Source organism: uncultured Brachyspira sp. (genome assembly GCF_910578695.1).
GTDB lineage: Bacteria > Spirochaetota > Brachyspiria > Brachyspirales > Brachyspiraceae > Brachyspira.
In genome coordinates this window covers 15,328-27,810 of record NZ_CAJTQJ010000032.1, presented here as the reverse complement: position 1 = coordinate 27,810, position 12,483 = coordinate 15,328, and the positions used below count along the sequence as shown (strand labels likewise).

At 24.6% G+C, this 12,483-nt stretch carries 11 protein-coding genes; 9 read left to right on the top strand and 2 right to left on the bottom strand.

Translation table 11 applies throughout. The features are described 5' to 3' along the window. Positions 1-424 precede the first annotated feature (424 nt). From QZ288_RS08900 to dxs, 9 genes are all read left to right on the top strand, one after another. Positions 425-1,429, top strand: a complete 1,005-nt coding sequence (locus QZ288_RS08900; protein ID WP_295157888.1) for a hypothetical protein — start codon at positions 425-427, stop codon at positions 1,427-1,429. 21 nt (positions 1,430-1,450) lie between these two features. Beyond that, entirely contained in the window at positions 1,451-1,993 is a 543-nt protein-coding gene (locus QZ288_RS08895; protein ID WP_295157885.1) for a hypothetical protein, read from the top strand. A gap of 135 nt (positions 1,994-2,128) precedes the next feature. After that, complete coding sequence (locus QZ288_RS08890; RefSeq protein ID WP_295157883.1) at positions 2,129-2,839, top strand: hypothetical protein; 711 nt, start codon at positions 2,129-2,131, stop codon at positions 2,837-2,839. A 21-nt stretch (positions 2,840-2,860) separates the two neighbouring features. Beyond that, positions 2,861-3,631, top strand: coding sequence for a hypothetical protein (locus QZ288_RS08885; RefSeq protein ID WP_295157881.1), 771 nt, complete (start codon positions 2,861-2,863; stop codon positions 3,629-3,631). An 11-nt stretch (positions 3,632-3,642) separates the two neighbouring features. Next, positions 3,643-4,302: an ABC transporter ATP-binding protein gene (locus QZ288_RS08880; RefSeq protein WP_295157879.1), complete on the top strand. Its 660-nt coding sequence runs from the start codon at positions 3,643-3,645 to the stop codon at positions 4,300-4,302. Between the two features lie 63 nt (positions 4,303-4,365). Then, positions 4,366-5,583, top strand: a complete 1,218-nt coding sequence (locus QZ288_RS08875) for an FtsX-like permease family protein (RefSeq protein ID WP_295157876.1) — start codon at positions 4,366-4,368, stop codon at positions 5,581-5,583. Then, a complete protein-coding gene (locus QZ288_RS08870) occupies positions 5,576-6,253 on the top strand; it encodes a hypothetical protein (RefSeq protein WP_295157873.1) in 678 nt (225 codons plus the stop codon). The genes QZ288_RS08875 and QZ288_RS08870 overlap by 8 nt, the downstream gene beginning before the upstream one ends. A 45-nt stretch (positions 6,254-6,298) precedes the next feature. Next, positions 6,299-7,360, top strand: a complete 1,062-nt coding sequence (locus QZ288_RS08865) for a hypothetical protein (protein ID WP_295157870.1) — start codon at positions 6,299-6,301, stop codon at positions 7,358-7,360. A 647-nt stretch (positions 7,361-8,007) separates the two neighbouring features. Next, positions 8,008-9,861 (top strand): 1-deoxy-D-xylulose-5-phosphate synthase, encoded by a 1,854-nt coding sequence (dxs, locus tag QZ288_RS08860; RefSeq protein WP_295157868.1) that lies wholly within the window; start codon positions 8,008-8,010, stop codon positions 9,859-9,861. Positions 9,862-9,863: 2 nt separating this feature from the next. Here the strand turns inward: dxs and QZ288_RS08855 are convergent, their stop codons facing one another. Both QZ288_RS08855 and radA read right to left on the bottom strand, forming a co-directional pair. Beyond that, complete coding sequence (locus QZ288_RS08855) at positions 9,864-11,003, bottom strand: hypothetical protein (protein WP_295157865.1); 1,140 nt, start codon at positions 11,001-11,003, stop codon at positions 9,864-9,866. Between the two features lie 49 nt (positions 11,004-11,052). Beyond that, positions 11,053-12,447 (bottom strand): DNA repair protein RadA, encoded by a 1,395-nt coding sequence (gene radA, locus QZ288_RS08850; RefSeq protein ID WP_295157862.1) that lies wholly within the window; start codon positions 12,445-12,447, stop codon positions 11,053-11,055. Between the last annotated feature and the right edge of the window lie 36 nt (positions 12,448-12,483).

The following is a 12,483-nucleotide window of genomic DNA, read 5'->3' as shown; positions in this document are numbered from 1 at the left end:
TCTCTTTTTCTGTTTCATATTTAAATATTAATTCTCGTAAATGATAATAATATAAGGGGCTGTCCTAGATGAAATTATATATCTTTTATTTTCTTTTTCTAAATTAAATTTTGTAAAGTCTTTATTTTTTGAAGCCATAATATTATATTTTATCATAAAAGTATTTTGTAAAATTATTTGTTTTGCTTGTTTTTTAGCAATAATAAAAAATGCCTGCCCTAGTATTCATTATATTTTTAATGAATATAAAAAAGCATACGATAAAAATTTATAGTTTAAATTTAATTCCCCACCCTTTAGAATGTTTGTTTTATACTAGTAAACTAATTATATAAATTGACAAACTATTATTTTATTTATATAATTAGTAAACATTCTTATTTGAAAATAATAAATCAAATAAAAATGCAAGATTTGTAATTTTATGAAAAAAATATTAGTTTTGTTTTTTATACTATGCAGTTTTTTGTTCGCTCAGGAAAATTTTACTCAATCTGGTTTTCATTATGGATATAATTATTTCGGATTTCCATTTTCTTTTGATATAGGCTATGCTTATAAAAAGAATTCTGTTTTTTTATATGCTCCAAGATTAGGAATAAGCTATGATTATGGATCAGAATCTTCTTTTGGTGTATTTGCTAATTTAGGAATGGAGTTCAGATATAAAAGATTTTTTATTGATTTAAATTATAAGCAGGGTATAAGTCCGCCTTTTTCAACATTTAATTATAAAGATTTAGAATATTATGGACAATTAAAATTAGGATACTCTTCTGATAATGTTATGCTTGTTTATAATGCTAATATTGGAAAAATTTTAAGTTCAGAATTAAAAACTCAGAAATTAAGTTCTATATTTAAAATTACTCAAAGTGTAGGGCTTAATTCAGCTTTATATGAAAGTGCTGTAAATAAATTAAAATTTTTAATAGGCTTTTCTGTGAATATAATACCAAATTCAAAGCAGTATTCTTATGGTATTTATGCTATGATGCCTTATAGTTTCTTTCATTATTGGGGAGAACTTTCTGCAATGCTATATATAAGCTACAGCGGATTTTTTGACAAAAGCGAAAAAATATATTCTATAGGCTATAAATATTTGTATTCTCTTTTAATGCTTCCTTTAAGTGCTAATAAAGTTTATAATAAATCTTTTGATTTGCTTACATTTGCTCATTTAGAATATAAATTTTTTATGCGTTTTCTTCCTTCTGGATTCAGCGATATATATTTAGTTGCTTTTGGAAATATTGGATACGGAAAATATTTTGAAGAAAGTATTAATAATGGTAATTTACTTTATGTTGTTGGAGGAGGTATTGGTTATAATCTTTTTGGAACAACACCTTTACAGTTAACATTTGGTGTTGATAATAATAAAAGTTTAGTTATGAATTTAATTGTAAGTGCAATACAGTTTTAAAAATTATATTTAAAGGTTTTTATGTTAGAAAATAATTTGATTAATAAAAAGAATGAAATACTACTTACGCTTATTTTTACAATTTTAAGCAGTATACTTATATTTGTACCTTATTTAGAGATTTTTTCTGTACTAAAAATATTTTTTATATTAACAGCATTTTTATTAAGCCCTGTTTCTACACTTATAGTTGGAACAGTTCCTTATATTGTTATAACTTCATATTATGTGCTATTAGAATTAGTTAAGATATTTTCAGGCAGTATAATTGTAGGATTTATTACTGCTACTATTGTTTATGATATTGCTATTTTTATAGTTAATGTTATTTGTATAATACTGTCTATTTTAGCAATTTATTTTTCAAAAAAATCTGCTGAAAATAAAAAAAGTTATTTTGATATAAAAAGATCTTTAATATCTGGTTTTTTAGTATCATTTATTACTTTTATTAATCATGCACTTTTATTAGTAGTTTTTTATGTATATGTTTATTTAGTTAATAATATGAAGTTAAACTTTAATGTAATAAGTATTAAAATAATTAAGAGACTAGTATCTTAATTGGTTTGTTTTGTAATTTTTCTAATAGTATATTTTATTTATATAAAAGCAAAATATAAAAAAGATGATATAATAAATAATACTAATTAATTTTTTTTACGGTTTTATTTGTATAAAAAATTATAAGGAGTTTTAATGATTAAGAAAATTTTAATAGTTTTTATTTTGGTCTATATTTCAGCTTTTGCTTATAATAAAGAAATGAATAATCTTTATAATGCTTATTATAATTCAAATACTTATGATGAATTAAAAGACTTAATAAAAAAAGTTGAAAATTTAGATGTTTTAAGTGTAGAAAAGCAAACTTACAGTAATTTGATTTTGATTATAGATATGTATACTAATCCAAAATCGAAAAGAGAATCTTATAAAATATTAAATGAAAATATAAAAACTAATACACCTTTAAAATCTCAAAGCGATGCAGACTATTTAGCTTCTGTTGCTGATGTTATGAGTACGGCTATAAATTATTCTCCGCCTCTTAATGAAATAATAAAACTTTCTTCAAAGGCTTCAGAACTTTATGATACAGCTTTAAAAATTAATCCTAATCATTTTCCTTCGCTTTTAGGCAAGGCTATATTAACTGCATTTACTCCTCCTTTTGTCGGAGGCGGAATTGATAAAGCAATGCCTATATTTAAAAAGTCAGAAAGTAATGCTAAAGAGAAATGGGAAAAGCATATTGTTTCTTTATGGGTTTCTCAGGTATATTTAAAAAATAATGATAAGGCTAATTATGAAAAATATATGAACACAGCAAAAAGTATATTTTCTGACGGAGCTTTTTTAAAACAGATTCTTGAAAAAAATGCTTCAGGAAAAAGTATGTTTAATTAATATTTTTATATAGGAATTATAATGATTAAAAAAATATTATTTTTATTTATTTGCTTTACTTTATTTTTATATGCTGAACTTTCTAATGAAGCAAAAAACATTTTAAAAGAAATAGAATCAAAAAATACAGAATATTATTCTGGAAATAGACTTGTAAAAGTAAATGAAGCAAAAAGTATATTAGAAAAAATTGATAAATCGAATTTTGAAGAAGAAGAAAAAGTTTATTTAAAAATAGAAACTTATATTTTATGGGCGAATATTTCTATTGCTAATGGAACTTTTGAAGAAGATTATATAACTTTATCTCAAATTTATAAAGATATAAAGAAAGATAAATATTTTACAACTTCTTTGTCCTACGGAGCTTTTGCTGATTTTGCAAATTCTTTAACTTCATTAGGATTTTTTAATAATAAATATCCTTACAGCATTATAGTTGATATGTATAATTATTCAAGGCTTGCATTATTAAAAGACAGTGCTAATTTTAGGGCAAAGCAAATATACGGAATGTGGCAGATTGCAACTTTAAGCTATTATAATAATAATACTTTTTATTCTGTAATTAATTCATTAAATAGTACAGATAATTTGCCTGATTATATGATTTACAGAGCTTATATATACAGATCAATGGCATATATGAAAGTTAATGAAACAGAAAAAGCATTTACAGAACTTGAAAATGCAAAAAAAATGTACCCTAATGGATTTTACGGATACTTGCTTCAAAAATCTTATGACAGCGGAAAAGACGGATTTTTGAGTGCTGAAGGTGCTGATTTTTAAAAAGGTTTAAAATGATAAAATGTGTTAATATATCCAAAATATACAAAACAAAATATTATAATATTGAAGCTAATAAAAATATTAATTTAGAAATAAAAAATGGTGAAATAGTTTGGGTTGCAGGAGTGTCAGGAGCAGGTAAAAGTACATTACTTCATATTTTATCAAGCATAGATGTGCCTACTGATGGAGCAGTTTATTGGAATGAAAATGAAGTTTCAAAATTAAGCGATAAAGAAAGAAGTTATTTTAGGCTTGTAAATATTGGCTTAATACTTCAGTCTTTAGAACTTCTTAAAACTCAGACAGTTTTTGATAATGTTGCTTTGCCTCTGCGTTTTTTTAACAGTAAAGGTATTAATAATAAAGTTATGACTATATTAGAAAATTTAAAAATAGATAATTTAAAAAACAAGAAGCCTGAACAGCTTTCAGGCGGACAAAAACAAAGAGTTGCTATAGCAAGGGCATTAGTAACAGAAGCACCTTATGTATTCGGTGATGAAATAAGTGCTAATTTAGATACTGAAACAAGCAAATTTATTTATGATTATATAAGAACAACTATAAAAAAAAGAAATGGCATAGGATTTTTTATATCGCACGATGAACTAATAAAAGATTATATTGATACTAAATATATAATGAAAGACGGAGTAATTTTAAAATAAATTAGTTATAAAAGTTTTAAAGTTAATAAAAGAAATTAAGTAAAAAATTTAATAGAGGTATTAATGAATATAATAAAATTGGCTTGGGATAATTTATGGTATAATAAAACAAGAACTATTTTAAATATGATACTTATAATAGTTTCTTTTGTTTCTCTTATGCTTATAAGCGGATATAATAATTATTCTAAAGAAGGTATAATAACAAGTATAAACACAAGCGGAGGATCTGTTGTTATTGCTGACAAATCTTATTGGAACAGCGAAAGCGAAAAAATTAATATGCTTAACAATTCAGATTTTGAAATATTATATAAAAAATTAAAAACTATTAATGAAGTTAATGATTATCAAAAAAAATTAGATATAAGCGGTTTAATAGGCAATGAAAGCAAAAGCAAATTTTTTTCTGGATATGCTTATGAGAATGTTTCAAAAGTTATGTCAAGTGTTTTATTAAAGAATGGAACACCGATTTTTGATGATGATGTTGATACTATGGCTTTGGGGCTTGATTTAGGAAAGTATTTTAATATAAACTATGATGAAACACCTTATTTAAATTTAATGACTGATTTCGGCGACGGTATAACATTAGGCTCTTTAATGGCAGTATGTTCAATATCTTTAAATAACAATTATGCTGATGCTGTTACTATATACTGTCCTATTAATGCTATGTATGATGTTTTCGGATTAGAACAAGGAAATGCACATAGTCTGCTTGTTTATTTAAAAGATTATTATAAGGCAACTGAGATAAAAAATTCTCTAAATGAATATTTTAATTCTAATAATTTGAATTATGAAGCTAAAGATTGGAAAGATTTAAATGCATTTTTACTTTCTGTTATTGATATGAACAATAATAATTATTTAATAGCTTTAAGTGTATTAAGTATATTAGTATTTGTTTCTGTAATGCAGATATTAACAACTAATTTTTTAGAGCGTTTAAATGAATTCGGTACTATGCGTGCTTTGGGAATAAATATAAAAAATGTAACTTTACTTTTATTTTTAGAAATTATTATAATGGCTTTGTTAAGTTCTGTTATATCAATAATTATTTCTTATGGTATATCAAATATTTTATCAATGCTTAATATAACAATGAAATTTCCAGGTGCTACTGACGGCTTTCCTTTAATTTTATTACTTACTTTAAAAGATACTGTTTTAGTATTTGTATGGGTGTTGGGAGTTTCTATACTTGCTGGAGTGTACCCAATTATAAAAGTAATAAGAATGCCAATTATTGAAGTGATAAAATATGTATAAATTTTTATTAGTAATATTTATTTTTGTATCTAGCTTTTTATATAGTCAGGATATTTTTACTGAATTTGTTGATATATATAATAGAAATGGAAAAAGCTATAAATTAAAAGGAACATTCACAGATATTAAAGACGGCAAAAAAACTGTTAATAATTTTGAGCTTATAGTTGGTAAAGATTATAAATTAATGTATTTAAAAGATAGTAAAAGCCTTTTTCTTGCAAATAAGCAGGGTTTTTTTGTTATGGGTGCTAATCAGGTTTCTGCATTAAAAATAGCAGCTAATTATGTTATAACAGGAGCTGCCAATATGAATGATTTAATGTCTATAGATTTTATTAATGATTATAAAGCTGAAAGCATAAATGATGATAAAAGCGTCAATTTAGTAAAAAAGAATAGGGTAGTACCTTATTCTAAAGGTGTATTAAAAAAATCATCTAATAATTATACAATAGATTTTTTTGATAATAGCGGAAAGGCTTTAAAAAGAGCTGAATATAAAAAAAGCAGTTCTACAGGCTATTTTGACGATATGTATTTTTCTAATCTCATAATAAATACTAATATAAGTACTGTATGCAGTATAAAAACAATAGAGCCTTCAGATGTTTCTTCTTCTTATTTTAGAAGCGAAAATATAAAAATGCTTTTTAGTTTATTTAAATAAGTTTTTATAATTGTTTTTTTATAAAAATAGAATATTATTTATATAATGAAATTTTTGAATTATTTTATTATTATAATATTTGTTTTGTCTAGTTCGATTTTTGCCGACATTAATCCTAAATTTGGTTTTAATACAAGTTTTAATTATATAGATTTAAAAGAAACTGATTATATACCTAATTCAATTTTCAGTAATGATACTTATTTTTATTTAGGTTTTGAATATATAAACAATAATTATTATTTTTCATTTAAGCCTGCTGTTAGAATTTATACAAAAGAAAGCAGAGATATTATTTTTGATAATGGAAACATTATAAAAAAAAGCGATAATAAAGTTTATGCAAGTTTTATTTTTGATGAAGTTCAATTTACTTATATAAATGATATTATTGGTTTTTATATAGGAAAAAGAAAATTTCATTTTGGAGAAGGTTTTAACAGACAATATATGTTTGTTGATGAAAGTGTTTTATATAATGATTTTAATTCTTTATATAATACAGAGCTTAATATATATCAAAATAATATAACTCATTCAATAGGCTTTATTACAGATACTAAGTCAATAGATTTATTAAAAGAACTAAATTATTATAAGGTTTGGTATTATTTAAAATATTCTGATTCTCATTTAGGTTTAATGGGTATCACTAAATACACTTATGATTTAACTAATAAAAATAATTTAATGCTTGGGTTTGAGGCTTCATATATATTTGATATAGGTTTAAAACTTTATGGAAATGTTACTTATAATATTTTAAGTAAAAACAATATTGGAAAAACAGTTAATGATATAAAATCTTTATTAGGTGTTAATTATAATTTTATATATAATTACAATTTCATATTAAACCCTTACATAGAATATTTTTATGAAAACAGTCATTCATTTTATTCTGTAGGTCTTTATATGTCTTTTTTAGATAATTTAATTAACTTTATAACTTATTTTGCACATTCTCCAAAGTATAAAATGGAATTTAATACAAAATTATTATTTAATGTTAATAATTTTAATTTAACATTTAATTATTATGCACCATTTAAAACTGATGAAGTTTTAGAGCATATATTTGAATTATCTTTGGAGTATAATTATTAATTTAATATAGCTTCAATATTTTTTAAGCCTCTTTCTCTAGCATTATCTAAAGCAGTTTTTCCTTTCTCTGTCTTTGATATTTTTATCAGCACCATGAGAAAGAAGCAGTTTTACTATTTCAATATAATTTTTAGAATCATTTCCTAAAATAGTAACTTCTAATAAAGCAGTCCAGCCAAGTTTGTTTATATGATTAACTTAATATGTTTGTAATAATATAGCTTTTTTATAAAAAAATAAATAGTTATTAAAATTTATTTAGAAACTTTTTTATATTATTGTTCGTCTAATAATATATAAAAATTAAGCAGGATATTTTATGTTTAAATTTATTTTTTAACATTATTTTCTTTTTTATTCATATCTTGTGCATTTCATCATATAGGACATATACCGCCTCATAGCAGACATTTTTTAGATTTTCCTATGTTCTTTCCTCCTCATTTCGGAGGTTTATTGGATAGTATTATTAAAATATTAGTTATAATTGTTTTAATTATGTTTATTAGTTTTATATTTAAATTTTTTCAATATAGTTTATTGTAAATTATTATGAATAAAAAATTATATTTTATATATTTTTGCTGTATTGAAATAAAATGTTTTATGGTTATAATTTATTCATTAAATTAATTTTAAGGTTATATATGTATTTAGAAGATATAAATAGTCCGTATGATTTAAAAAAATTAAGTATAGAAGAATTAATATTATTATCTTCTGAGATAAGAGAATTTTTAATAAAAAATGTATCTAATACAGGAGGACATTTAGGAAGTAATTTAGGAGTAGTAGATTTAACTTTAGTGCTTCATTATTTATTTAATTCTCCTAAAGATGCCTTTATATTTGATGTAGGACATCAGTCATACACTCATAAAATCATTACTGGGAGAAAAGATAAATTCAATACTTTAAGAACTTATGGGGGATTATCGGGCTTTCCTAAAAGAATCGAGTCCGAACATGATATTGAAGAAACAGGACATTCTTCTACTTCATTATCATTTGCTTATGGGCTTTCAGTTTCTAAAGAACTTTCTGATGATACAGGAGATGTTATAGCCATAATTGGGGACGGTGCTATGACTGGAGGAATGGCATTAGAGGCTATGAATAATATTGCCAACACTGACAGAGATATAATAATAGTTTTGAATAATAATGAAATGTCTATAGGAAAAAATATTGGTGCCGTATCTAAATTTTTAAATAATACATTAAATGATAATTTAGTTCATGATGCATCTGAGAAATTAAGAGTACTTGTTTCTGCATTGCCTTTCGGAGATATTGCTAATGAATTTATAAATAGAGGAAAAGAGGCTGTCAGAACTTTTTTAACTCCCGGTATTGCATTCAGAGAAATGGGATTTAAATATTTCGGTCCTGTAGACGGTCATAATTATTATGAATTAATAGATACATTTCAGAAAGTAAAATCTATGAGAGGACTTAGATTAGTTCAGGTTAATACGGTTAAGGGTAAGGGTTATAAAATAGCTGAAGAAAATCCTGATAAATTTCATGGCATAGCACCTTTCGATATTGAAACAGGAGAATTAAAAAATAAATCTAATTCAAAAACTTTTTCTAATATTGCAGGCGAATCCATTATAAAAGCTGCTGAGGAAAATAAAAATATTGTAGCTATAACTGCGGCTATGGAATCAGGAACAGGATTAAGCGAATATGCAGAACTTTTTAAAGACAGATTTTTTGATGTAGGCATAGCCGAACAGCATTCTATTACTTTTGCTGTAGGGCTTTCTGTAAATGGTATAATACCTTTTGTTTTTTTATATTCTACATTTTTACAAAGAGGATATGATCAAATAATACATGATATCGGAATAATGAATGCTAATGTTAAGCTTATGATAGATAGGGCTGGGCTTGTACCTGAAGACGGAGATACTCATCAAGGAGTATTTGATATATCTTTTCTTAGAATTATACCCAATATTACTATTATGTCCCCTGTAGGTGAAAAAGATTTTAAAGATATGGTGAAAAAATCTATAGAATATAAAGGACCTACAGTTATAAGATATAATAAATCGGCTGTTAGAGAATTAAGAGAAAATCTTGTATCTGATAATTTTGAGATAGGAAAAGCTCATATTGTAAGAGATTTTGAAAACAGTAATAATCTTATAATAAGCTACGGACAGACACTTATTGATATATATGATGCTGTTTATGAGATTAATTTAAATACTGCTTTGTTAAATCTTTCTACTTTAAAGCCTCTTGATGAAGAAACTATTTTAAATATGATTAGAAAATCTGATAAAATTTTGATTATTGAAGAAAATATAAAGAAAGGAGGCATTGGAAGTGCAGTATTAGAATTAATGTCTGATAATGAAATATATAAGAGTGTAAAAATTCATGCCCTGCCTGATAAATTTTTTGAAACTGCCAAAAGAAATGAGCTTTTAAAAATGTATAAATTAGATAAAGAGGGACTAAAAGAAATCATAGGGAATTATTTTTAATATTATAACTTTATTTTTTTTATTTCTTTAAGATAATCTATAAATGAATCTGTGATTATCGGATCAATCTTTATATATTTTTCTAAGAAATTTTCTTTCATAAAAAGCACAGCCTCTTTTGGATTTTTATTCATACTTTTTGTTAAAGTATCATAAACATCAATTACCTCTAAAATTTTTGCTGGTAAATATGTAAGACTTTGTAATGTTAATATATCTTTATAATCATAAGATATTATATATTCTATTTCATGATTTGGATTTCTTCTTAAAGCAGCTTTATATAATTCTGTAAAAAGCCCGTATCCATAACTATAATATTCATGATGCAAAGAAACAGTTAATACAGCTCCTTCATTTCCTCTCATAAAATATTTAGCAAAAGCATAATCCTTTATTGAATGATTATCCTTTTCTTCATTTGGTAATGGTATATAATCTCTCTCTTTGTCCAAACTTATATCGTGAATTAAAATACCAATAGCAGCATCATTAATTGTATAATTTTCTATTTTTCTTACACCTAATTTTACATTTGAATCTAAAGTATTTGCATTATTAATCAAATGATATCTTTGATATATTCTATCAGAAAATTTATAATAATTTTTTTTAAAATCAATTCTAAGTCTGCTTGCAGCTCCGTGATTTAATTTATTATTAAAAAAATTTATGGCTTCTATATTCGTAATGAATATTCTATTTATATGTCCGATTGTTGTATCTGATTTTAAAGCATCTAAATTATCAAATATATTATCTATTTCATATTCCTTACTTGATATTATTGTAGTTATTTCATATACAAGAAGCTGTATCATTTTTGATAGATTAATTATCTCTTCATCATTGTTATTTAATGTATTATTTTCTGTATTTTTTAAATAATCAATATATTGTATTCTTAATATAAAGCCTATTTCTATAAGTATTTTAGCTATAAGCTCTGAAGTTTCTAAGTCTAAAAAATTTTTTTTGTAATAAGTTAATTTAACTATATATTGTCTAATATAAGCAGTTAAATCTTTATTTGACATATTTATTATATTTTCTAATATGCTTTCTTCTTTTTCTGCTATTTCTTTATTTGAAGGTATGCAGTATTTAAATTTTTTATAAAATTCAGTAGTTTTATTTTTCAAAATCAGCCCTTTAAGTTTATAATATATAGGAATTATATAGTATTTTTTATCATATATTACCTATACCAAGTTTTTTTACAGCTTCGCTTATATGCGATATGCCTATAATTTTTATATTATCTATATTTTTTACTTCTTTTAAAGCCCTTTTAGATATATATACTTCTTTTACAGAAAATTTTTTCATCTCTTTAATTCGTCTTTCTATAAATCTTACAGGCCTTACCTCGCCTGAAAGCCCCAATTCTCCAATATAAGATGTGGTTCTTTGAATGGATATTCCAGACATACTTGATGCTATTGCCATTGCTATTGCTAAATCGCTTGCCGTTTCTTTAACATTAAGTCCGTTTGCTACATTAATATACACATCTTGATTTGAAAGATTAAGATATGCTCTTTTTTCTAATATTGCTATTATTATAAGCAGTCTGTATTGATCATAGCCTATTGTAAGTCTTCTAGGATATCCGAATGCGCTGCTTCCTACTAATGCTTCCTGCTCTACGCAAAATACTCTGCTTCCCTCTATTACAGGAGTTATAACATTTCCAGCAAATACAGGTTCATTTATTCCTCTTGTAAATACCATTGAAGGATCTTTTACTTCTGTCAAGCCTTTTTCAGCCATTTCAAATATTCCAACCTCATCAATAGCACCATAACGGTTTTTCACGGCTCTTAATATTCTGTATATACCCTTATCATCTCCCTCAAAATATAATACGCAGTCTACAATATGTTCAAGTATTTTAGGTCCTGCTATAGTACCTTCTTTTGTAATATGCCCCACTAGAAATATAGTTATGTTTTTTAATTTTGCAGTCTGCATTAAAGCCCATGCACAGTTTTTTATTTGTGCAGGAGAACCTGCTATACTGTTAGCTGACGGACTATATATTGTCTGTATAGAGTCTATTATTGCAAGCGAAGGGTTATCATCTAATAAAGTATTTATTATATTATCGCAGTTAGATTCTGAAGATATTAAAAAATCTTTATATTCTAATGCGAGTCTGTCCGCCCTTAATTTTATCTGCTCAAGAGATTCTTCTCCTGTGAAATAATAAACTTTTTCATTTTCAGCAATATTAGATGCAGTTTGTAATAGAAGCGTAGACTTTCCTATTCCTGGCTCTCCTCCTATAAGTATGACGCTTCCCTGAACTATTCCTCCTCCTAATACTCTGTTAAGTTCATCTATATTTGTAGATATTCTAATACTATTATTGTATTTTATTTTTTTTAAAGATGTTAATACTGCTTTATCATTATTTGATGATAATGAAGTTCTTTCTTTTATAGATTTATTAGTATTTTCTGCTGGTTCTGTAAAAGGCTTTAAACTATTCCAAGAACCGCATGACGGACATTTACCCATCCAATTAATAGTACTTTCTCCGCAGTTATCGCATACAAATACAGTATTATTTTTTTTAGCCATTATATATTCCAACATTTTATATAAAAGTATATTTAT